This window comes from Curvibacter lanceolatus ATCC 14669 (genome assembly GCF_000381265.1).
GTDB classification, from domain to species: domain Bacteria; phylum Pseudomonadota; class Gammaproteobacteria; order Burkholderiales; family Burkholderiaceae_C; genus Curvibacter; species Curvibacter lanceolatus.
The window spans coordinates 280,535-302,672 of the sequence record NZ_KB906255.1; the positions used below are offsets into that span (position 1 = coordinate 280,535).

Here is a 22,138-nt window from a genome sequence, read left to right on the forward strand (position 1 = left end):
TGCTTCTGCATTAAAACCATGGTGTATTGAAAAATGCAAGTGTTTTTTTGTTTCTTTGCGGGAAATGAACCGAAAAAAAACAAATTCAATTCATGGCCGATATCGGTGGCGCAGGTGACATGGCCTTTTTGCGTCAGGGTTGATCGCCAGGAGGAGGGGGGTTGCCGGCTTCGCCAGAGTCAGCCTGATGTCGCCATTGGGTGAAGGCGCTGCGCATGGTCAGCACCTGTTTGGCAAACAGGGGGCAGGCATCGCAGGCGGCCAGATGCAGCCGCAGTGCCAGCTTCTCTTTCAGGCCCAGTTGGCGGTCTTCACGGGCCAGCAGCAGGGCGGCCACTTCCTTGCAGTTGCGTCGCAGGATCATGGCGTGACCCCCCGGGGCAGGCCGAACCAGTGGATTTCAAGGCACTCCCGCAGCCGCAAGCGGGCCCGGTGCAGTTGCACATACAGGTGGTTCGGGCTCAGCTTGAGTTCCAGGCAGATTTCTTCGCACGACAGCTCCAGCCATTCGCGCATCAGAAACACCCGGCCCATGGCCGCCGGCAGGCGTTCGGTGCAGGTCTCCAGCACTTCGATGAATTGGCGCGACTGCAATTGCTGCTCAGGGTTGCCCCAGTCGAGCGGGGGCTGTGCAAAGTGGCCGTTGGCCGTGAAGCTCAGGGCTTCCAGTTCATCGCTCTCGTCGTCACCGGTGTCCAGCACCACTTCGCGGGCGCGCTGGCGCATCTGGTCGACCACCTTGTGCTTCAGGATGCCCACCAGCCAGGTCTTCAGTTGCGATTGCTGTTGAAACGCCTGGGGTCGGCTCAGGGCCGCCAGCAAGGTCTCGGACACCGCGTCCTCGGCCCAGGTCTCGTTGCGCAATTGCAGTCGCGCAAACTTGATCAGATAGGGCCGATGCTCGGCCAGCTGGTGTTCGAAACTCATGGCCGCAGTGTATTGAAACGGCATGACATGCAAAGCACTGAAAGGCTTGCAAAAAAATATTTCACCAATCTTGTAAGAATCGCTGTGTCGGGCCGACTCACCCTCAACCGGCGATTTGATTGGCCCACCCGGGCCCCGGTTGAAAGTCATTTTCTTCAACGTCACCCCAGGAGATTTCCATGAACCAACGTGCTTTGTTTGCCGCTGCTGCCGCCTCTTTGCTGTCCTCCGCCCTGCTGGCTTCCGGCCCCGTGCTGGCGCAAGACACGGCCAAGGAAAAATGCTTCGGCATCGCCAAGGCGGGCCAGAACGACTGCGCCAACCTCAGTGGCAGCCATTCGTGTGCCGGCCAGGCCAAGGAAGACATGTCCAAGGCCGACTGGAAGTACGTGGCCAAGGGCACGTGCAAGCAGATGTCGGGCATGACCATGGACGAAGCCAAGATGGCTGCCGGCAAGAAGGGCTGAGGCTGAAGTTGCCTGAGCAGGAGCATTCCATGTCCGAGCCCTTGCAAGCCCTGCGTTCACCCGAGTCCTGGGTGGGCCTGGGCTGGCGCCAGCCCCACTATGCCGAGCTGCTGCAAGGCGCGCCTGCCCCGGGCTTTCTTGAGGTTCACTCGGAGAACTTCTTCGGCGCCGGGGGCGCCGCGCTCGGGGTGCTGATGCAGGCCCGCGAGCAACACCCCATCAGCCTGCACGGGGTGGGCCTGTCGCTGGGCTCGGCCGTGGGGCTGGACCCCTGGCATCTGGACCAGTTGGCCGAGTTGGTGGCGCGCGTCGATCCGGTGCGTGTCAGCGACCACGCCAGTTTTTCACGCGGGGGCCTGCGCGGCCAGACCGTGCATGCCGCCGATCTGCTTCCCGTGCCCTGGACCACCGAATCCCTGAACTTGATGGCCAGCCATGTGCAGCAGGTGCAAGACCGGCTGCGCCGCCCGCTGGCGGTCGAGAACCTGTCGGCCTACCTGAGCTGGGCTGACCATGATTTTTCTGAAGTGCAGTTCCTCGTCGAATTGGCCCGGCGCACCGGTTGCGGCTTGCTGGTCGATCTGAACAACCTGCACGTCAATGCCCGCAACGCCTGGCGCCGCCGCCACGGTGCCCAGGTGCCGGAGCCCCTTGAGGGTCTGCTGGAGGTCTCCCGGGCCTGGCTTGATGCGGTGCCCGCCGAGTGCGTGGCCGAGATCCACCTGGCCGGCCATGCCGACACCGGCGAATGGCTGATCGACGACCATGGCAGCCCGACCAGTGAGCCTGTCTGGGCGCTGTACCGGTACGCCGTGTCGCGCTGGGGCCCGCGCCCCACCCTGATTGAATGGGACACCGATCTGCCGCCCTGGGCGGTGCTGATGGACCAGGCCCGGCAGGCTGCAGGCGCATTGGCGGAGTGTGCCCCATGAGCGAGACCCTGCTGGAGCAGCAAGCGGCGCTGCTGGCCGCGCTGTGGTCGCCCGCCACCGCGGTGCCCTTGGGTGAAGCGGGTTTGCCGGCCTACCAACGCAACGCCCGGGCTGTGGCCGAGCGCGCCCTGGCGGCCGCCTACCCCGTGCTGCGCCAATGCGTGGGCGAAGCCACCTTGGCGGCCCTGGCCCGTGACCATTGGCTGGACTGCCCGCCCCTGCGCGGCGACCTGGCCTGGTGGGGGGCTGAATTGCCCGACTGGCTGCGCCGTCTGGGGCCCGAGCATGAACTGCCGGCCTGGTTGCCTGAGTTGGCCCGGGCCGAATGGGTGTTGCACCAACTGGCCACCGCAGCTGACGCCCTGCCCGAGCCCGGCACGCTGGCGCGCCTGGTACAGGAAGACCCCGATCAGCTGCGCCTGGAGCTGCCCGCAGGCACCCAGGTGCTGGCTTTCGAGGCGGCGGTGATTTCTGTCCTGTTGGCCCATGGCCCTGGCGATGAAGGCGCTGAGCCGGCGGCCCAGGCGCTGCAGGCCGCCGGCCAGCGCCTGCAGGCGGGCGAGGCCGAACTTGCCGTGTTCTGGCGCCAGGGCTGGCGCCCGCGCGTGCGCCTGATCGATGCGGCCGAAGCTGCCTGGCTGCAGGCCCTGCACACCCAGCCCAGCCTGGGCGCGGCCATGCAGTGGCTGGAGGCGCACCATCCCGGGCTGGACCTGGGGGCCTGGCTGCCAGAGGCCGTCACGCAAGGCCTGTTGTTGGCTGTGCGCGATGCCATTCCCCGCTGAACAACGATGCCACGGAGATTTTCATGACCCCCACCAGCCACCCGATCCTGAAGCCCTACGCCTTGCTGGTGGGGGGGCTGGATGCCCTGCAGCCCGTGGCCGCCTTGCTGGCCCGCCTCTATGTGGCTCAGGTGTTCTTTTTGTCTGGCCTCACCAAGCTGCGTGATTGGGACATCACGCTGGCCTTGTTCCAGGACGAGTACCACGTGCCCTTGTTGCCACCGGCCCTGGCGGCCGTGATGGGCACGGCTGGCGAGGTCGGGCTGCCGGTGCTGCTGGTGCTGGGTTTGGCCGGGCGTATCCCGGCGCTGGGCCTGCTGGTGGTGAACATCATGGCCGTGCTGTCTTTGTCCGAGATCTCGTCCGAGGCGCTGCAGGGCCATGTGTTCTGGGGCAGTCTGCTGGCCGCACTGGCGATTTTCGGCACCGGTCGCTGGTCCCTGGACGCGTTGTTGGCGCGCTGGTTTCAACGCTGACCACCCCATGAAAAACGCGCCCCGTGAGGCGCGTTCATGACGGGGCACCGCCGGCAATTACCAGCTGGCCTCACGGTCCGGGGTGGAGCGGATCTTGTGGATCGACAGGTCGGCGCCCTCGAACTCTTCCTCCTGCGACAGGCGCAGCCCCAGCGTGACCTTGAGCAGGCCATAGACCACCAGGCCGCCCACGGCGGCCCACGCCACCCCCATGGCGGTGCCGATCAACTGGGCGCCCAGGCTCACGCCGCCCAGGCCGCCGAAGGCCTTGCTGCCGAACAGGCCGGCGGCCACGCCGCCCCAGGTGCCGCACAGGCCGTGCAGGGGCCACACGCCCAGCACGTCATCGATCTTCCACTTGTTCTGCGTCAGGGTGAACATCAGCACGAAGATCGTGCCGGCCACGGCGCCCACCACCAATGCCCCAAGTGGGTGCATCAGGTCCGAGCCGGCGCACACCGCCACCAGGCCGGCCAGCGGGCCGTTGTGCACAAAGCCCGGGTCGTTCTTGCCCAGCACCAGGGCCGCCAGCGTGCCGCCCACCATGGCCATCAGCGAGTTCACGGCCACCAGGCCCGAGATCTTGTCCAGGGTCTGGGCGCTCATCACGTTGAAGCCGAACCAGCCCACCACCAGAATCCAGGCCCCCAGCGCCAGAAACGGGATGTTCGAGGGCGGGTGGGCCGAAATGGCGCCGTCCTTGCGGTAGCGGTTGGCGCGCGAACCCAGCAGCACCACGGCCGGCAGGGCGATCCAGCCGCCCACCGCGTGCACCACCACCGAGCCGGCAAAGTCGTGGAACTCCTCGCCCGTCAAGGCCTTGATCCAGGCCTGCACGCCAAAGTGCTGGTTCCAGGCGATGCCCTCGAAGAAGGGGTAGATGAAACCCACGATCACCGCGGTGGCGATCAACTGGGGCCAGAAGCGGGCGCGCTCGGCAATGCCGCCCGAGATGATGGCCGGGATGGCCGCGGCAAAGGTCAGCAAAAAGAAGAACTTCACCAGCTCATAGCCGTTCTTGGCGGCCAGTTCCTCCGCGCCCACAAAGAAGTGGGTGCCGTAGGCCACGCCGTAGCCCACCACGAAATACACCACCGTCGAAATCGAGAAATCCACCAGGATCTTCACCAGGGCATTGACCTGGTTTTTCTGCCGGACCGTGCCCAGCTCAAGAAAGGCAAAGCCGGCGTGCATGGCCAGAACCATCACGGCGCCCAGCAGGATGAACAAGGCGTCTGCGCCCTGTTTTAGTGCTTCCATAGTGTCCTCGTGGAGAAAATGAACTGAAATGGTGCATTCGATCGTTTCACGAAGAATGCGCACCAGTAGTAAGCAATAAATGCGCCATAACGGTGTTGTCTGCTTGATCGTGGTGCGCCTCCGTGCCCGGTGTGCCGATTCGGTGCATCGGCACACCCTGCGGAGGGCCTTGCGGATTGGGTACACTGGCGCCCTGTTCAAGGGGGAGTAGCCTCCCTTCCGGGCCACAGCAGGCCCGCGAGAGGGGTTTGCGTCAACAGACTTGTGCACCGCCATCGAGGTGAGTGCCCATGGCGCAAACGGTCTGCGGACCTGGCGAGACCTTTGACTGCGCAGCCCCCGTTTTTGGCCGGGGGGTGCAGCGCAGTCATGGGTTTTGTCCGGCCGGAGTTCTGTTCCCCCATGGAAGCCTTCCTCGTCTCCACTGGCATCGTCGCCCTCGCTGAAATGGGCGACAAGACGCAGCTGCTGTCGCTGGTCCTCGCCGCCCGTTTCCGCAAGCCCTGGCCCATCGTGCTGGGCATCTTCGTTGCCACCGTGGTCAACCACGGCCTGGCCGGTGCCGTGGGCTCGTGGGTCACCACCGTGCTCGGGCCGCAGTGGTTGCGCTGGATTCTGGGCGCCTCGTTCATCGCCATGGCGGTGTGGATGCTGATCCCCGACAAGCTCGATGACGACGACACCGGCGGCGCCTCGCCCCGCCTGGGCATTTTCGGCACCACCGTGGTGGCCTTCTTCCTGGCCGAAATGGGCGACAAGACCCAGATCGCCACCGTCATGCTGGCCGCGCAGTACCAGGCCTGGGCCGCGGTGGTGGCGGGCACCACCCTGGGCATGATGCTGGCCAACGCCCCGGTGGTCTGGCTGGGGGACCGCCTCACGCGGCGGGTGCCCCTGCGGGTGGTGCATCTGGTGTCGGCCCTGATCTTTGCCGTGTTGGGTGGGCTGGCGCTGTTCGCCCCGGCATGACGCATGAGAGGTGCTCCTTGCTATACTTCGGCCACCTGTTCACAGGGCGCCGATTTGATTCCAGCTTGCGGGCGCCGAAACCACCGTGTTTCGAAATTCAGCTAAAGACAGATAGGCTCAACCCGGTCTCGTTTTTGGCGAACCGGGTTTTTTGTTGCCATGAGTTTTCTAGCCACACCTCAGTTCATGACCTTCGAGGCCCCGCTGCCCCTGCAAAGCGGCGCCTCGATACGCGATTACACCCTCGCCTACGAGACCTACGGCACGCTGAACGCCGAGCGCTCCAACGCCGTGCTGATCTGCCATGCCCTCAATGCCTCGCACCACGTGGCGGGTGTCTATGAAGGCCAGCCCAAGTCTGAAGGCTGGTGGGACAACATGATCGGCCCGGGCAAGCCGGTGGACACCAACCGTTACTTTGTGATCGGCGTGAACAACCTGGGCTCTTGCTTCGGCAGCACCGGGCCCATGCACACCCACCCCGACACCGGCCGCATCTATGGCGCCGATTTCCCCGTGGTCACGGTCGAGGACTGGGTCAATGCCCAGGCCCGGCTGCTCGATGCGCTGGGCATCCAGCAGCTGGCGGCGGTGATGGGCGGCAGCCTGGGCGGCATGCAGGCCCTGAGCTGGACCCTGCAGTACCCCGATCGCATGCGCCACGCCGTGGTGGTGGCCAGCGCGCCCAACCTCAACGCCGAGAACATCGCCTTCAACGAAGTGGCGCGCCGCGCCATCGTCACCGACCCCGATTTCCACGGCGGGCACTTCTACGAGCACAACGTGGTGCCCAAGCGCGGCCTGCGCATCGCCCGCATGATCGGTCACATCACCTACCTCAGCGACGATGTCATGAACGAGAAGTTCGGTCGCCAGCTGCGCGAGGCCGTGGTCGACAGCGCCACCGGCTACCGCTACTCGACCCAGGACGTCGAGTTCCAGATCGAGAGCTACCTGCGCTACCAGGGCGACAAGTTCAGCGAGTACTTCGACGCCAACACCTACTTGCTGATCACCCGCGCGCTCGACTATTTCGACCCCGCCCGCTCGTTCGGCGGCAGCCTCAGTGCCGCGCTGGCGCAGGCGAAATGCCGCTTTCTGCTGGTCAGCTTCACCACCGACTGGCGCTTTTCGCCCCAGCGCAGCCGCGAGATCGTCAAGGGCCTGCTCGACAACCGCCGCGACGTCAGCTACGCCGAGATCGATGCGCCGCATGGCCACGATGCCTTCTTGCTCGAAGACCCGCGCTACCTCGATGTGGTGCGCGCCTATTTCAACCACAAGGTGCCGGCATGAGCGACGCCCACAACCTCCAAAGCATTGCCGCCCTGGTGCCCCGCGGCGCCCGCGTGCTCGACCTGGGCTGCGGTGACGGCGCCCTGCTCGATGTGCTGCAGCGCGAGCGTGGCTGCACCGGCTACGGCATCGAGATCGCCGACGCCAACGTGCTGGCCTGCGTCAAGCGCGGCGTCAACGTGATCCAGCTCAACCTTGACGAGGGGCTGTCGATGTTCGACGACGCCTCGTTCGACGTGGTGCTGCAGATCGACACCCTGCAGCACCTGCGCAATGCCGAGGTGATGCTGCGCGAGACCGCCCGCGTGGGCAAGACCGGCATCGTGGCCTTCCCCAACTTCGCGCACTGGCCCAACCGCCTGAGTGTGCTGCGCGGGCGCATGCCGGTCACCAAGCGCCTGCCCTATCAGTGGTACGACACGCCCAACATCCGCGTGGGCACCTTTGCCGACTTCATCGACCTGGCACACAAGAACGCACTGCGCATCGTCGACAGCTTCGGCCTGGAGCAGGGGCGCGAAGTGCGCTGGATGCCCAACGCGCGGGCCGGAACGGCTGTTTTCAAGTTCGTGCGGGCCTGAGTCGGGGCCGTTGTCGGGCCGGGTAAACCGCAGCCCGCAAGGGCAGCGGCCTGGGCTAAAGTTGTACGATCAATTTTCCTCTCCACGCTTTTTCTCCACGCCCAAGGCGCTCTGCCCATGACCCCCCAGTTCCAGACCATCACCCCCGGCGCCCGCCTGTCCGACCGGGTGGCCGAGGCGCTGGCGGCCGAGATCCGGGCCGGGCGGCTGGCGGTGGGGGCCAAGCTGCCCACCGAGGCGGTGCTGGTGGCGCAGTTCGCCGTCAGCCGCACCGTGGTGCGCGAGGCGGTGTCGCGCCTCAAGTCGCTGGGTCTGGTCGATTCGCGCCAGGGCAGCGGCGTGTATGTGCGCGAAAAGTCCTTCCAGCCGCTCAATTTCGATGCCCGTCATGCCGTCTCCAAGAGCGCCGTGGTGCAGATGGCCGAGGTGCGCCGGGCCCTGGAGGCCGAGGTGGCCGGCCTGGCCGCCGAGCGCCGCACCCCGGACGACGTGCTGCGTGTGCAACAGGCCATCGAGGCCCTGGATGCTGCGGTGCGGGCCGGCGGCGATGGCGTCAATGAAGACGTGCTGTTCCACCGCGCCATCGCAGACGCGGCACGCAACCCCTTCCTGATCGGCACGCTGGAGTACCTGAGCCAGTTCCTGCGCGGCGCCACCCAGGTCACCCGCGCCAACGAGGCGCGCCGCGCCGACTTTGCCCGCGAGGTGGCTGAAGAGCACCAGCGCATCTGGCGCGCCATCGAGGCCGGCGACCCCCCGGCGGCCCGCGCCGCCGCGGCCGGCCACATGGACAACGCCATCCGTCGCATCGAGCAGGCCGACCCCGCCTTCTGGCAGCAGCAGGGCCAGGCGCTGGCCGAGCCACTGATCAAGGCGCTGACACCGCAGGCCTGAGGGCCCTGATTCCCAGGGTAAACCCTTGTCTTTGAGCTTCGCTTAAATTTGTATGATAACCATATGAATAACGCCGAGGGGTGATCCTGCCCGCTGCAGCCCGGCGTTACAACCAAGGAAGACAACCCTCATGACCGCCCAAACCCTGGCTGGCGCCACCGCTGCGCCGCCCGATCTCGAACGTCAGACCTACGCCAAAGTGTTCTGGCGCCTGGTGCCCTTTCTCATGCTGTGCTACGTCGTGGCCTACCTGGACCGCGTCAACGTGGGCTTTGCCAAGCTCCAGATGGCGCAGGACCTGGGCTTCAGTGAAACCGTGTTCGGCCTGGGCGCCGGCATCTTCTTTCTGGGCTACTTCCTGTTCGAGGTGCCCAGCAACATCCTGATGAGCAAGGTGGGCGCGCGCATCTGGATCGCCCGCATCATGATCACCTGGGGCCTGCTCTCGGCAGCCTTTCTGTTCGTCAAGACGCCCACCCAGTTCTATGTGCTGCGCTTTCTGCTCGGCCTGGCCGAGGCGGGCTTCTACCCTGGCGTGATCCTGTACCTCACGCTGTGGTACCCGGCGCACCGCCGCGCCAAGATCGTGGCGGTGTTCATGTCGGCCATTCCGGTGGCCGGCATCTTCGGCAACCCGCTGTCGGGCTGGATCATGGAGTCCTTCCACCAGGTGTCCTCGCTCAGCGGCTGGCAATGGATGTTTGTCATCGAGGCCGTGCCCGCCCTGGTGATCGGCCTGGCCGTGCTGGCCTACCTGGACAACAACGTGGCCGAGGCCAAGTGGCTCAGCCCCGAGCAAAAGCGCCTGCTGCAGCACGAGATCGACCTCGATCAAGCCCATGGCAGCAAGGGCCCGCACACCGTGGCCGCGGTCTTCACCGACGCCCGCATCTGGTGGATGGCTGCCATCTACTTCGCCTTCGTGATGGGCCAGTACGCCCTCACCTTCTGGCTGCCCACCCTGGTCAAGGCCACCGGCGTCAAAGGCAACTTCAACATCGGCCTGCTCAGCGCCATCCCCTTCCTGTGCGCCATCGTGGCCATGAACCTGTTTGGCCGCAGCGCCGACAGCAAGCGCGAGCGCCGCTGGCACCTGATCATCCCGGCCCTGATGGGCGCCGTGGGCTTTGCCGTGGCCGCCTCGTTTGCCGACAACACGGTTGTCTCGCTGGTCTTCCTGTCGCTGGCCGCGGCCGGCGTGCTGACCTGCGCGCCGCTGTTCTGGTCGCTGCCCACCGCCTTCCTGTCGGGCACGGCCGCCGCCGCCGGCATTGCCGCCATCAACTCGGTGGGCAACCTGGCCGGCTTTGCCAGCCCCTACCTGATCGGCTACCTGAAAGACCTGACCGGCAGCACCGCCATCGGCATGTATGTGCTGGCCGGCTCGCTGGTGGTGGGCGCCGTGCTGGTGTGGCTCACGCCCAAGCAACTGGTCAACCGCTGAGCCGAACTCTCTCAACCCCCATTCCAGACCTCAAAAAAGTAACCTTCACATGAGCACCATCGGATTCATCGGCCTGGGCGCCATGGGCAGCGGCATGGCCGCCTCACTGCGCCGTGCCGGCCACGCGCTGCAGGTGTTTGACGTGCGCCGCGAGGTGGCCGACGCCTTTGCCGCCCAGGGCGGCCGCGCCTGCGCCTCGCCCGCCGAGGCCGCGCAAGGCGCTGACGTGGTGGTGTCGGTGGTGGTGAATGCGGCCCAGACCGAGGCTGTGCTGTTCGGCGCTGACGGGCAAGGCGGCTGCGCCGCCGCCATGTCGCCCGGCGCCGTGTTCGTGATGTGCTCCACCGTCGACCCCAACTGGTCGGCCGCGCTGGAAACCCGGCTCGAGGCCCTGGGCCTGGGCTATCTGGATGCGCCCATTTCGGGCGGCGCTGCCAAGGCCGCCAGCGGCCAGATGACCATGATGACCGCCGGCCGGCCGGCCGTGTACGACAAGGTTGGCCCCCTGCTCGACGCCATGGCCGCCAAGGTGTACCGCCTGGGTGAGCGCGCTGGCGCCGGCAGCAAGGTCAAGATCATCAACCAGCTGCTGGCCGGCGTGCACATCGCCGCCGCCGCCGAGGCCATGGCCCTGGGCCTGCGCGAAGGCGTCGAGGCCAAGGCCCTGTACGAGGTGATCACCAACAGCGCCGGCAACAGCTGGATGTTCGAGAACCGCATGGCCCACGTGCTGGCGGCCGACTACACCCCGCTGTCGGCGGTGGACATCTTCGTCAAGGACCTGGGCCTGGTGCTCGACACCGCTCGCGCCAGCAAATTCCCGCTGCCGCTGTCCAGCACCGCGCACCAGATGTTCATGCAGGCCTCCACCGCCGGTTTCGGTCGTGAAGACGACAGCGCCGTCATCAAGATTTTCCCGGGCATCACCCTGCCGGGCGCCGAATGACAATCGGCTGAGCCTTCACACCCTGTCTGCTTCGGAGCACCTCTCATGCACATCCTCATCACGGGCGGCTGCGGCTTCCTCGGCGCCCGCCTGGCCCGCGCCCTGCTGGCCGCCGGCCAGCTCAGCCTGGCGGGCGCACCCGCTGCCGCGATCACCCGCATCACCCTGGCCGACCGCATGCCGCCGCCGGCCGACCTGGCCGCCGACCCCCGCATCGCCTACCTGGGCGGTGACCTCAACGAGCAACTGGCCGCCGGCCAGTTGCCCGCGGCCGACACCGCGCTGGTCTACCACCTGGCCGCGGCCGTCAGTGGCGAGTGCGAGGCCGACATGGACCTGGGCCTGCACAGCAACATCGACGCCACCCTGGCCCTGCTGCAGGCCTGCCGCGCCCTGAAGACCACCCCCACGCTGGTGTTCTCCAGCTCGGTGGCCGTGTTCGGCAGCTCGCCCGAGCTGCCCCTGCCCGAGGTCATCGAAGACCTCACCCTGCCCACCCCGCAGGGCAGCTACGGCGTGCAGAAATTCGTCGGGGAGCAACTGGTGGCCGACTTCGGCCGCAAGGGCTTCATCCGCGCCCGCAACGTGCGCCTCATGACCGTCAGCGTGCGCCCCGGCCGCCCCAATGGCGCGGCCTCCAGCTTCTTGAGCGGCATGATCCGCGAGCCCCTGGCCGGTGAGCGCGCCAACTGCCCGGTGTCGCCCAACACCCCGGTGGCCCTGGCTTCGCCTGGCCACACCATCGCCGGCCTGCTGCGCGCCGCCCAGGCCACGGACGCCGAGTGGGGCCCCCGCGTGGCCCTCAACCTGCCGGCCATCACCACCACCGTGGGCGAGATGGCACAGGCCCTGGAGCGCGTGGCCGGCCCGGCCGCCACCGCCTTGATCGACTGGCAGCCCGACGCCCGCGTGGCCGCCATCGTCACCAGCTGGCCCAGCCGCATCGCCTCGCGCCGGGCCCAGGCCCTGGGCCTGCTGCCCGATGCCGATTTCGAAACCATCATCCGTGACTACGTGCGCGAAAACCCCGCCGCCGTGAAACTGCCCCTGAAGGCCTGAACCCCATGACCAAGATTGCCCTCGGCTGCATCGCCGACGACTTCACCGGCGCCACCGACCTGGCCAACAACCTGGTGCGCGCCGGCATGCGCGTGGTGCAGACCATCGGCGTGCCCACCGGCCCCCTGGCCGCCGAGGTCGATGCCGTGGTCGTGGCCCTCAAGTCGCGCACCATCGCCCCGGCCGAGGCCGTGGCCCAGTCGCTGGCCGCGCTGCACTGGCTGCAGGCCCAGGGCGCGCGGCAGATCTACTTCAAGTACTGCTCCACCTTCGACAGCACCCCCGAGGGCAACATCGGCCCCGTCACCGAAGCGCTGATGGACGCGCTGGGCACCGACTTCACCATCGCCACCCCGGCCTTCCCCGACAACAAGCGCACTGTCTTCAAGGGCTACCTGTTTGCCGGCGACGGCCTGCTCAACGAGAGCGGCATGCAGAACCACCCGCTCACGCCCATGACCGACCCGAACCTGGTGCGCGTCATGCAGGCCCAGACAAAGCGCCGGGTCGGCCTGATCGACTACGCCGTGGTGGCCCGGGGCGCCGAGGCCGTGCGTGAGCGCATCGCCACGTTGCGTACCGAAGGCGTGGGCGTCGCCGTGGTCGACGCCATCTCCAACGACGACCTGCTGCGCATGGGCCCGGCCCTGGCCGAGCTGCCCCTGCTCACCGCCGGCTCGGGCGTGGCCATTGCCCTGCCGCACAACTTCGGCCTGGCCCCATCGGCCCAGGCGGCGGCCCTGCCGGCCGCGCGCGGCCTGCAGGCCGTGGTCTCGGGCAGCTGCTCGGTGGCCACCAACCAGCAGGTGGCGCATTTCATCGCCAGCGGCCGCCCGGCCCTGGCCATCGACCCGATCAAGCTGGCGGCCGGTGAAGACGTGGTCGCCCAGGCCCTGGCCTGGGCCGCCCCCCTGCTGGCCAGCGGCCCGGTGCTGGTGTACTCCACCGCCGAGCCCGGCGCCGTGAAGGCGGTTCAAGGCCAGCTCGGTGTGGCCGAGGCCGGTGCCATGGTGGAGCACGCCGTGGCCGCCATTGCGCGCGGTCTGGTGGCCCTGGGCGTGCGCCAGCTGGTGGTGGCCGGTGGCGAGACCTCGGGCGCCTGCGTGCAGGCGCTCGACATCGCCCAGATGCAGATCGGCCCGCAGATCGACCCGGGCGTGCCCTGGTGCCATGCCGCCTCGCCGGTGGCCGGCGAAGGGGGGCTGCACCTCACGCTCAAGTCGGGCAACTTCGGGGCGGTCGACTTCTTCAGCAAGGCCTTCGCCCTGCTCTGAACCGGAGCCCGCCCATGAACGAGAACCAGGCCCGCGAGGCCATCTGCCGCGTCGGCCGCAGCCTGTTCGAGCGCGGCTATGTGCACGCCACCGCCGGCAACATCAGCGTGCGGCTGGACGACGGCTACCTCATCACCCCCACCGATGCCAGCCTGGGCACGCTCGACCCGGCCCGCCTGGCCCGGCTCGACGCCCAGGGCCAGCAGCTGTCGGGCGACCGCGGCAGCAAGACCATCGTGCTGCACCGCCAGATCTATGCCGCAGCCACGCGTTTCGACAGCGGCACCCGCTGCGTCATCCACACCCACAGCACCCATTGCGTGGCGCTGAGCCTGCAGCCCGCCCGGTATGCATCGCCGGCGGCGGCGCCGCTCACGGGCCTGGAGCTGCTGCCCGCCCTCACCCCCTACTTCGTGATGAAGGTGGGCCATGTGCCCTTGATCCCCTACCACCGCCCCGGTGCGCCCGAGGCCGCCCAGGCCGTGGCCCAGGCCATCGCCCACTATGGCGAGCAGGGTGCGCCCATCCGCGCCGTGATGCTGGAGCGCCTGGGCCCCAATGTGTGGCACGACAGCCCCGAGGCCGCCATGGCCACGCTCGAAGAGCTCGAGGAAACCGCCCGCCTCTGGCAGCTCAGCGCCGGCCAGCCGCCCGCGCTGAGTGGCCCGCAGATCGCTGAATTGCGTACCACCTTTGGTGCGCGCTGGTAACTTCTGATTCCTGACTGGAGAACCCGTCCATGCCCCGCTTTGCCGCCAACCTGTCCATGCTCTACCCCGAGCTGCCCTTTCTGGAGCGCTTTGGCGCTGCCGCCCGCGATGGCTTCAAGGCCGTCGAGTACCTGTTCCCCTACGCCTTTGCGGCCGAAGACATCCTCGCCCAGTTGAAGGCCCATGGCCTGAGCCAAGCCCTGTTCAACGCCCCGCCCGGCGGCACCGAAGCGGCCAGCATCGCCCAGGCCTGGGACGTGGCCGGCGACCGCGGCACCGCCTCGATCCCGGGTCGTGAGGCCGAGTTCCGCGCCGGCATCGCGCTGGCCTTGCAATACGCCCGCGTGCTCGACTGCCCGCGCATCCACCTGATGGCCGGCATGCTGCCCGCCGGCGCCGACCGCGCCCAGCACCGGGCCACCTACATCGCCAACCTGCGCTGGGCCGCGGCCGAAGCCGCGCGCGAGGGCCGCGACGTGCTGATCGAGCCCATCAACCAGCGCGACATGCCCGGCTTCTTCCTGAGCCGCCAGGACGATGCCCACGCCGTGATCGCCGAGGTGGGCGCAGCCAACCTCAAGGTGCAGATGGACCTCTACCACCTGCAGATCGTCGAAGGCGATGTGGCCATGAAGCTGCGCCAGTACCTGCCCACGGGCCGCGTCGGCCACCTGCAGATCGCGGGCGTGCCGCAACGCCACGAACCCGATCTGGGCGAGCTCAACTACGACTACCTGTTCAGCGTCATCGACGAACTGGGCTATGAAGGCTGGGTGGGTTGCGAGTACCGCCCCGCCCGTGGCGCCACCCCCGGTGGCACCTCCGAGGGCCTGGGCTGGTTGCGCCGCGCCACCGCCTGAGCCTCGGCCGCAGGGCGATCGGATACGTCTGATCGCCTGATGTGTGAATGGCTACGGGATTCCCGCAGTGGCCTGGCTCAATCCTGTGTTTCAGAATGTTTTGACCGGGCAACAGACTGCGTGTCATCCAACCGACCTGGAACAGAGGATCCCCATGGCCAAACTCACGTCTTCCAGCTCCCAGCGCTCCGTGGCCCGCGAGGTCTCCTTGCTGGCCATCGCCATGCTGGCGGTGGTGCTGGTGGCGGCCAGTCTGGCCATCAGCAGCATCACCGCGCGCACCGCCCGCCTGCAGGTGCAGGCCCTGGCGGCCGACAAGGCCGAGAACGTGGTGCAGGTGCTGGAGTCGCAGGACGCCACCGCCCGCGAGCTGGTGCGGCGCTCCTTCAAATCCTTCAAGCTGGCTTTTCAGCCCACCATGAGCCTCAATGAGGACAACGGTGAGCTGCAGAGCTACGGCATCGCCGTCAACAACGACTTCAGCCAGGTCGACAAATTCACCAAGGACACGGGGGGCGTGGCCACCGTCTTCGCCCGCAAGGGTGACGATTTCATGCGCGTCACCACCTCGCTGAAAAAGCCCGATGGCGAGCGCGCCCTGGGCACCCCGCTGGACCGCCAGCACCCGGCCTATGCACGGCTGCAGGCCGGGCAGACTTACACCGGCCGCGCCGTGCTGTTCGGCAAGCCCTACATGACGCACTACGAGCCGGTCAAGGACGACGCCGGCAAGGTGGTGGGCGCCCTGTTCGTGGGCAATGACATCTCGATCTTCGAAGAGGCGGTGTTCAAGCAGGCCCAGGAGACCCGCTTCTTCGACAGTGGCGGCCTGTATGTGATCGACCCCGGCAAGACGGCCGAGGAGGCCCGCTTCCTGGCCCATCCCCAGGCCTCGGGCAAGCGGGTGCTGGAGGTGGTGACCCAGGCGGGCCCCTTCCTGGATCGCCTGCGCCAGGCCGACGGCGCAGAGGCCGCCCTCAGTGACGCCACCCCGCTGCGCGGCGTCGATCTGGTCGACCCCTGGGCCGTGCGCCAGGTCGTCAAGACCCAGGGCTGGTGGGTGGTGGCCGAGGTGTCTGATCGCGAGGCCATGGCCAGCCACCGCGCCACCATGGGCTGGGTCTGGGGCGTGATTGCCCTGGCCGTGCTGGGCCTGGGGGGCGGCCTGTTCTGGCTGCTGCGCCGGCGTGTCAGCCAGCCCCTGCGCGAGCTCACGGCGGCCGTCACCACGGTGGCCCAGGGCCAGCTCACGCGCAGCTTCAGCAGCGACCGCCAGGACGAGATCGGCGCCCTGGTGCGCGAGGTCGACGCCATGCGCCAGCTCTACCTGCGCCTGCTGCTGCAGGTGCGCTCGGCGGTTGAGGGCATCACCAACGCCAGCGTCGAGATCGCCAACGGCAACCAGGACCTGAGCGCGCGCACCGAGCAGACCGCCAGCAGCCTGCAGTCCACCGCGCAGAGCATGGAGCAGATCACGGCCACGGTGCAGCAATCCACCGATGCGGCGCGCCAGGCCAATCAGCTGGCGGCCTCGGCGGCCGAGGTGGCGGCCCGCGGCGGCGCGGTGGTGGGCGAGGTGGTCAAGACCATGGACGCCATCCACAGCAGCTCGCGCAAGATCGCCGACATCATCGGCGTCATCGACGGCATTGCCTTTCAGACCAACATCCTGGCCCTCAACGCGGCGGTCGAGGCCGCGCGCGCTGGCGAGCAAGGCCGGGGCTTTGCGGTCGTGGCCGGCGAGGTGCGCACCCTGGCCCAGCGCAGCGCCCAGGCCGCGCGCGAGATCAAGGCCTTGATCGGCAACTCGGTCGAAGCCGTCGAATCCGGGGCCCAGCTGGTGGGCAGCGCCGGCACCACCATGAGCGACATCGTCAGCTCGGTGCACCGCGTCGGCGACATCGTGGGCGAGATCTCATCGGCCGCGGTCGAGCAGTCCAACGGCATCGGCCAGGTCAACGGGGCGGTCAACCAACTCGACCAGATGACCCAGCAGAACGCCGCCCTGGTGGAGGAATCGGCCGCCGCTGCGGCCAGCCTGCGCGACCAGGCCACGCGCCTGTCCGAGGCCATCCAGGCCTTCCACCTGGGATAGTTCCGGCCGGCGTGGCGCCCGGCAAGTCCACAACCGTTCGGCGGCTTTCTGCGACCTTTTGAGACTATTTGGTCAGAATGTGACCCAATATTCCAGTTTCAAACAAACCAGTAGGTCGCGCCCCATGATCCCCGCATCCAACACCGCTGCTGATCGCCTGAAAACTGACACACCCGATGCCTCCCGGGCGGTCTGGCCCGATCGGATGATGCTGGTCGCCATGGTGCTGAGTGCGCTCGCTGCCCTGCTGCTCGGGTGGCTGCATGGCACCTTGTCCCTGGCCCTCGGGGTCGCGCTGCCCCTGCTGTTGCTGTGCGGCCTGGGGCAGGCCGTGGCCCCGGCCACTCTGTTCTCGCGATTGCTGCTCACCACCGGACTGGCAGTCATGGTCATGCTGCACATCCAGCTGGCACAGGGCCAGGTCGAGTACCACTTCGGTGTCTTCGTGACGCTGGCCTTGCTGCTGGTGTACCGCGACTGGCGCCCCATCGTGCTGGCCGCCGCCCTGTTCGCCGTGCACCACGTGCTGTTCGATCGCTTGCAGGCCGCCGGTTTCGGGGTCTATTGCGTGACCCAGCCCGATTTCGGGCGGGTGCTGGTGCACGCGGTCTATGTGGTCATTCAGACCTCGCTCGAGGTGGTGTTTGCCGTGGCCATGAAGCGGGCCGGCACCGAGGGCGCTGAATTGGCCCGCCTGGTCGCCCATGTGTCTGACAGCGGCCACCTCCGGCTTGACGTGTCTGAGCTGGTGCTGCGTTCAGCGCCGGCGCAGGCCCTGCAACAGGCGCTGCTGCGGGTGCACAGCGCCGTGTCGCAGGTTCACGCCTCCACCAGCAGCATCGAGTCGGCCTGCAGGGAGATCTCGATTGGCAACCTCGACCTCAGCCACCGCACCGAGCAGACGGCCAGCCACCTGGCCCAGGCCGCCTCCAGCCTGGGGCAGTTGACGGTCACGGTGCAGCATTCCGCCGAATCGGCCCGTCAGGCCAACGAACTGTCGGGCTCGGCAGCCCAGGTGGCCGAACGGGGTGGTGAGGCGGTGCGCCAGGTGGTCAGCACCATGGAGGCGATCCAGGTCAGCTCCAGCCGAATTGCCGACATCACCGGGGTGATCGACGGCATTGCGTTTCAAACCAATTTGCTGGCGCTCAATGCCGCCGTGGAAGCCGCCCGGGCCGGCGAGCAAGGCCGAGGCTTTGCCGTGGTGGCCAGCGAGGTGCGCAACCTGGCCAAGCGCAGCGCCGAGGCGGCGCGAGAGATCAAGGCATTGATCAGCCAGTCGGCCGACAAAGTCGAAGCCGGCACCCAGCAGGTGCATGCCGCCGGCCGCACCATGGACGACATCATGGCTTCGGTGCAACGGGTCAAGCACATCATTGCCGACATTTCTTTGGTGGCCGGTGAGCAGTCTCAAGGCTTGAGCCAGGTGCACGCCGCCGTGGGCGGGCTGGATCAGATGACCCAGCAGAACGCGGCCCTGGTCGAGCAATCGGCGGCCGCCGCCGCCAGCCTGACCGAGCAGGCCGAGCGCCTGGCCCAGGCGGTGGCTATTTTTCAGTCGTCGCAGCCCCTGCTGGAGGGGTGATCGTTATTTCAGCGCCTTGGCCGCCGTCGCCCCCAGCGGCGTGTGCAGCTGGCTGGGCACGAAGCGGCCGGTGTTGTCGTCACGGCCCTGCAACAGGTAGCGGCTGTCGGGCTTGCCGTAGTTCTGCACCGCCAGGGCCGAGAACTGGCCGATGGCGCTCTTGGGGTCGCGCAGGCGGTTCACGATCAGCACCTTCTGGGTCTCGCTGAAGTCGGCCATCATGTTCTGGTCGCCTTCGCTGTCGCCGGCGATGAACACCGGCCCGTAGCCGTAGCGGCTGACCAGGAAGCGCTGGATGCTGCGCGTCTTGCCCGGGCCCTGGGTCTGGTCGTAGCCGTGGCGGTAGTCGGGCAGGATGCGGCCCTGGGCGTCGCGTTCGAGCTCCATGGCCAGCACATGGCCTTCCTTCACCTGGTAGCCGAAGGCCGGGTTGGACGAGATCTCCTTGATCACGTCCACGAAGGAGGCCGAGCACACCCACACATCAAAGCCGGCGGCCTTGAAGCGCCCGTACAGGTCCTGCATCTCGGGCACCAGGCGCAGGCCGTTCTTCCAGCTCACCGACACCAGACCGGCGCGGCCCGGCAGCTCGGCCGGTGTGCTCCATTTCACCTTCTCGACCGGCTGGGTCTGCTGCCACTTCACCGTGTCCACCGTGAGCTGGCGCACCTGGGCTTCGGTCATGCCGGCAAACAGGTAGGTCACCCAGGGGTAGGCGGTGTCATGGTCGAAGGTGTCGCCGATCGCCTCGTACAGGTAGCGCACCTTGGTCACGAAGGCCTGGTAGTGCGGGCTGCGTTGTACCTCGGCCAGGGGCTGCTGGCCCTTCAGGCCGCTGTAGTGGGTGTACAGCCAGCGGTAGCTGTCCAGGATGTCGGGCACGATGGTGTCGATGCTCACCGGCTGGCCGGCCGCGTTGTTGTTGGCCGGCTTGAAGGCGGTGGCCGGGATGTTGCGGCGCAGCGCCACTTCCAGCTGCTCGGGGCTGGCGCCGAAGCGCAGGTTCTCGAGTTGGTAGATCAGCGCGGCTTCTTCGATGTCCAGGAACACGCTGGTGTTGTCCCAGTCGAACACCACATAGGGCGGCTTGGCCGGGTTGTAGCCGGCGCTGGTCTTGCCCACGCGCGCGATCAACTCATTGATCTGCTGGCGGTTGAAGCTCTCCCACTGCCCGGGGGCCAGGGTCTGGGGGGCGGCGGCCTGGACGGCGGTCGGCGGGCTGCTGCAGCCGGTGCTGGCCAGGGTGGCCAGCAGGCTCAGGGCCAGCGTCAGGGGGGCGAGGCGGAGCAAGGCAGGGGTCTTCATGTTTTCTCCTGGGATGAGGGGGGAGTGCTGACAAGGGATTCGGGGCGCGGCGCGGCGCCGGGCAGCCAAGGCTCGGCCTCGCTGTCGTCTTTCAGGGCCACGCCGCTCAGGCCGCGCTGCAGGGCCTGGCGGATCAGCCAGGCCAGCTTGTGCGCGGCCTGCGGGTAGGACAGGCCCTCCGGGCGCACGTTGGAAATGCAGTTGCGTTGGGCATCGTGGCGGCCCACGCGGGGGTCATGGGTCAGGTAGATGCCCAGGCTGTCGGGCGAGCTCAGGCCTGGGCGTTCGCCGATCAGGATCACGCTCAGGCGCGCACCCAGGGCCTCGCCCACCTCGTCGGCCACGGCCACGCGGGCCTGCTGCACCAGCACCACCGGGGCCAGGCGCCAGCCCGGGGCCAGGCGCGGCAGCAGCGCCGCCAGCAGCGGGGCGGCATGGCGCTGCACCGCCAGCGACGACAGGCCGTCGCCCACCACCACGCACAGCTCGGGCGCCGGCCCCGCCGCGGCGGCCAAGGCGCGCAGGCGCTGCGCATCGTCGGGGGCCAGACGGCGGCCCAGATCGGGGCGGCGCAGGTACTCGGTGCGGTCGCCGGCCTGGCTGCGCACCTGCAGCACGCCGTGGCCGGCCTGCTCCAGCGTGGCTTGCAGGGCGGCCGTGTCCAGCGGGGTGTGGATGGCGTCGCGCGCCATGGCATGGGCCAGGCCGAAACGCAGGGTCTCATCGGTGGGGATGGCCACACCGGCCCGCCCCAGCGCAATGCGCGCCGGCGTGCTGCGGCGCCAGTCGGTCCAGGGCATGGGGGTCACGCCCTCGGGCGGGTCCTGCGCCGAAAGCTCAAGCTGAGGCCGTTCTTGGGGGGTCATGCGCGCCCTTCCTGCCCCAGATGGCTCAAATGGCTCAGCAGAGGGTGGCCTTGGCCCGGGCTCAGCAACCGCCCTGCCGAGTCGGTGATCTGCTGGGCCTGCAGCCAGGCCTCGAACTCGGGGGCCCGCTGCAGGCCCAGGGTCTCGCGCAGGAACAGGGCGTCGTGGAACGAGGTGCTCTGGTAGTTGAGCATCACGTCATCCGCGCCCGGCACCCCGATCAGAAAGTTCAGCCCGGCGCTGGCCAGCAGCACGCTGAGCGTGTCCATGTCGTCCTGGTCGGCCTCGGCGTGGTTGGTGTAGCAGATGTCGCAGCCCATGGGCAGGCCCAGCAGCTTGCCGCAGAAGTGGTCTTCCAGGCCGGCGCGGATGATCTGCTTGCCGTCGTACAGGTACTCGGGCCCGATGAAGCCCACCACCGTGTTCACCAGCAAGGGCTGGTAGCGCCGCGCCAGCGCATAGGCCCGGGCCTCGCAGGTCTGCTGGTCCACCCCGCCATGGGCGTTGGCCGACAGGGCGCTGCCCTGGCCGGTCTCGAAATACATCACGTTCTGGCCCAGCGTGCCGCGCTGCAGCGAACGGGCCGCCGCACAGGCCTCGTCGAGCAGCTCGGGGCTCACGCCGAAGCTGCGGTTGGTCAGTTCGGTGCCGCCGATCGACTGGAACACCAGGTCCACCGGCACGCCGTCCTCGATCAGCTGCAGCGTGTTGGTCACATGGGTCAGCACACAGGCCTGTGTCGGGATCGCCAGGCGCTGGATCAGCTCGTCAAAGCCATGGCACAGTCGGGCCAGCGTGGGCAGGCTGTCGGACACCGGGTTGATGCCGATCACCGCATCGCCCGCGCCCATCATCAGCCCGTCCAGCACCGAGGCCGCCACCCCGCGCAGCTCGTCGGTCGGGTGGTTGGGCTGCAGCCGCACGGCCAGCGTGCCCGGCAGGCCCAGGGTGTTGCGAAAGCGGGTCACCACCCGGGTCTTGCGCGCCACCGCGATCAGGTCCTGGTTGCGCATGAGCTTGCTCACCGCGGCCACCATCTCCGGCGTCAGGCCGGGGGCCAGAGCGCTCAGCGTGGCGGTGTCGGCGGCCGGGCCCAGCAGCCAGTTGCGGAAGTCGCCCACCGTCAGGTGGGCCACCGGGGCAAAGGCCTGGGCGTCGTGCTGGTCCAGGATCAGCCGCGTGATGTTGTCGCTTTCATAGGGCACCAGGGCCTCGTTGAGGAACACCTTCAGCGGCAGCTCGGCCAGCACATGGCGCGCGGCCATGCGCTGCTGCGCGGTGGCCGCGCCCAGGCCGGCCAGGTAGTCGCCCGAACGCGCCGGGCTGGCCATGGCCATCACCTGGCGCAGGTCCTCGAAGAAGTGGCCCTGGCCGCCCAGGGTGGTGTGGTAGCGCATGCGGGGGCTC

22 protein-coding genes and 1 riboswitch are annotated in these 22,138 nt (G+C 68.0%); of the genes, 16 read left to right on the forward strand and 6 right to left on the reverse strand.

What is annotated here, in order from left to right; genetic code table 11:
* Nucleotides 1-133: 133 nt before the first annotated feature.
* Entirely contained in the window at nt 134-364 is a 231-nt protein-coding gene (locus F624_RS0108155; protein WP_019573798.1) for a zf-HC2 domain-containing protein, read from the reverse strand.
* Entirely contained in the window at nt 361-927 is a 567-nt protein-coding gene (locus F624_RS0108160; protein ID WP_031254486.1) for a sigma-70 family RNA polymerase sigma factor, read from the reverse strand. Before F624_RS0108160 ends, F624_RS0108155 begins: the two co-directional genes overlap by 4 nt.
* A gap of 179 nt (nt 928-1,106) precedes the next feature.
* Here F624_RS0108160 and F624_RS0108165 point away from each other — a divergent pair, with 179 nt between their 5' ends.
* Genes F624_RS0108165 through F624_RS0108180 form a run of 4 tightly spaced genes read left to right on the forward strand, consistent with a single transcriptional unit; the run spans nt 1,107 to nt 3,587 of the window.
* Entirely contained in the window at nt 1,107-1,394 is a 288-nt protein-coding gene (locus tag F624_RS0108165) for a BufA1 family periplasmic bufferin-type metallophore (RefSeq protein ID WP_019573800.1), read from the forward strand.
* 29 nt (nt 1,395-1,423) lie between these two features.
* A complete protein-coding gene (locus F624_RS0108170; RefSeq protein ID WP_019573801.1) occupies nt 1,424-2,326 on the forward strand; it encodes an MbnB/TglH/ChrH family RiPP precursor modification enzyme in 903 nt (300 codons plus the stop codon).
* The gene (locus F624_RS0108175; RefSeq protein WP_019573802.1) at nt 2,323-3,111 is read left to right on the forward strand and encodes an HvfC/BufC N-terminal domain-containing protein; all 789 of its coding nucleotides are present in this window, start codon (nt 2,323-2,325) and stop codon (nt 3,109-3,111) included. The genes F624_RS0108170 and F624_RS0108175 overlap by 4 nt, the downstream gene beginning before the upstream one ends.
* Nucleotides 3,112-3,134: 23 nt before the next feature.
* Nucleotides 3,135-3,587, forward strand: a complete 453-nt coding sequence (locus F624_RS0108180; protein ID WP_019573803.1) for a DoxX family protein — start codon at nt 3,135-3,137, stop codon at nt 3,585-3,587.
* A gap of 57 nt (nt 3,588-3,644) precedes the next feature.
* Here the strand turns inward: F624_RS0108180 and F624_RS0108185 are convergent, their stop codons facing one another.
* Complete coding sequence (locus F624_RS0108185; protein ID WP_019573804.1) at nt 3,645-4,847, reverse strand: ammonium transporter; 1,203 nt, start codon at nt 4,845-4,847, stop codon at nt 3,645-3,647.
* Between the two features lie 190 nt (nt 4,848-5,037).
* Nucleotides 5,038-5,241, forward strand: a riboswitch (yybP-ykoY riboswitch).
* 8 nt (nt 5,242-5,249) lie between these two features.
* On the opposite strand from F624_RS0108185, the gene F624_RS0108190 reads away from it, so the two are divergent.
* The 12 genes from F624_RS0108190 to F624_RS0108245 all read left to right on the forward strand — a co-directional run bounded on the left by F624_RS0108190 (nt 5,250) and on the right by F624_RS0108245 (nt 18,560).
* Nucleotides 5,250-5,816: a TMEM165/GDT1 family protein gene (locus tag F624_RS0108190; protein WP_019573805.1), complete on the forward strand. Its 567-nt coding sequence runs from the start codon at nt 5,250-5,252 to the stop codon at nt 5,814-5,816.
* Between the two features lie 159 nt (nt 5,817-5,975).
* Complete coding sequence (gene metX, locus F624_RS0108195) at nt 5,976-7,112, forward strand: homoserine O-succinyltransferase MetX (protein WP_031254488.1); 1,137 nt, start codon at nt 5,976-5,978, stop codon at nt 7,110-7,112.
* Entirely contained in the window at nt 7,109-7,693 is a 585-nt protein-coding gene (metW, locus tag F624_RS0108200) for a methionine biosynthesis protein MetW (protein ID WP_019573807.1), read from the forward strand. The genes metX and metW overlap by 4 nt, the downstream gene beginning before the upstream one ends.
* A gap of 117 nt (nt 7,694-7,810) precedes the next feature.
* Complete coding sequence (locus F624_RS0108205; protein WP_019573808.1) at nt 7,811-8,587, forward strand: FadR/GntR family transcriptional regulator; 777 nt, start codon at nt 7,811-7,813, stop codon at nt 8,585-8,587.
* A gap of 130 nt (nt 8,588-8,717) precedes the next feature.
* On the forward strand, nt 8,718-10,031 hold the full coding sequence (locus F624_RS0108210) for an MFS transporter (RefSeq protein ID WP_019573809.1): 1,314 nt from the start codon (nt 8,718-8,720) through the stop codon (nt 10,029-10,031).
* Nucleotides 9,958-10,977 carry an L-threonate dehydrogenase gene (ltnD, locus tag F624_RS0108215; protein ID WP_157443374.1) on the forward strand — a complete coding sequence of 340 codons (1,020 nt, stop codon included), beginning with the start codon at nt 9,958-9,960 and terminating at the stop codon, nt 10,975-10,977. Before F624_RS0108210 ends, ltnD begins: the two co-directional genes overlap by 74 nt.
* Nucleotides 10,978-11,022: 45 nt before the next feature.
* A complete protein-coding gene (gene denD, locus F624_RS0108220; protein WP_019573811.1) occupies nt 11,023-12,036 on the forward strand; it encodes a D-erythronate dehydrogenase in 1,014 nt (337 codons plus the stop codon).
* A gap of 5 nt (nt 12,037-12,041) precedes the next feature.
* Nucleotides 12,042-13,310 (forward strand): 3-oxo-tetronate kinase, encoded by a 1,269-nt coding sequence (gene otnK, locus F624_RS0108225; protein ID WP_019573812.1) that lies wholly within the window; start codon nt 12,042-12,044, stop codon nt 13,308-13,310.
* A 14-nt stretch (nt 13,311-13,324) separates the two neighbouring features.
* Nucleotides 13,325-14,020: a class II aldolase/adducin family protein gene (locus tag F624_RS0108230; RefSeq protein ID WP_019573813.1), complete on the forward strand. Its 696-nt coding sequence runs from the start codon at nt 13,325-13,327 to the stop codon at nt 14,018-14,020.
* Between the two features lie 29 nt (nt 14,021-14,049).
* Nucleotides 14,050-14,880 (forward strand): 2-oxo-tetronate isomerase, encoded by an 831-nt coding sequence (otnI, locus tag F624_RS0108235; protein WP_019573814.1) that lies wholly within the window; start codon nt 14,050-14,052, stop codon nt 14,878-14,880.
* 154 nt (nt 14,881-15,034) lie between these two features.
* On the forward strand, nt 15,035-16,975 hold the full coding sequence (locus F624_RS0108240) for a methyl-accepting chemotaxis protein (RefSeq protein WP_019573815.1): 1,941 nt from the start codon (nt 15,035-15,037) through the stop codon (nt 16,973-16,975).
* A 124-nt stretch (nt 16,976-17,099) separates the two neighbouring features.
* Nucleotides 17,100-18,560, forward strand: a complete 1,461-nt coding sequence (locus F624_RS0108245) for a methyl-accepting chemotaxis protein (protein WP_019573816.1) — start codon at nt 17,100-17,102, stop codon at nt 18,558-18,560.
* A gap of 3 nt (nt 18,561-18,563) precedes the next feature.
* Here the strand turns inward: F624_RS0108245 and F624_RS0108250 are convergent, their stop codons facing one another.
* From F624_RS0108250 to F624_RS0108260, 3 genes are read right to left on the reverse strand one after another with little or no spacing between them, the layout of a single operon-like run.
* Nucleotides 18,564-19,865 carry an HAD family hydrolase gene (locus F624_RS0108250; RefSeq protein ID WP_019573817.1) on the reverse strand — a complete coding sequence of 434 codons (1,302 nt, stop codon included), beginning with the start codon at nt 19,863-19,865 and terminating at the stop codon, nt 18,564-18,566.
* A complete protein-coding gene (gene eutC, locus F624_RS0108255) occupies nt 19,862-20,731 on the reverse strand; it encodes an ethanolamine ammonia-lyase subunit EutC (RefSeq protein ID WP_019573818.1) in 870 nt (289 codons plus the stop codon). The genes F624_RS0108250 and eutC overlap by 4 nt, the downstream gene beginning before the upstream one ends.
* On the reverse strand, nt 20,728-22,128 hold the full coding sequence (locus F624_RS0108260) for an ethanolamine ammonia-lyase subunit EutB (RefSeq protein WP_019573819.1): 1,401 nt from the start codon (nt 22,126-22,128) through the stop codon (nt 20,728-20,730). Before F624_RS0108260 ends, eutC begins: the two co-directional genes overlap by 4 nt.
* Nucleotides 22,129-22,138 lie beyond the last annotated feature (10 nt).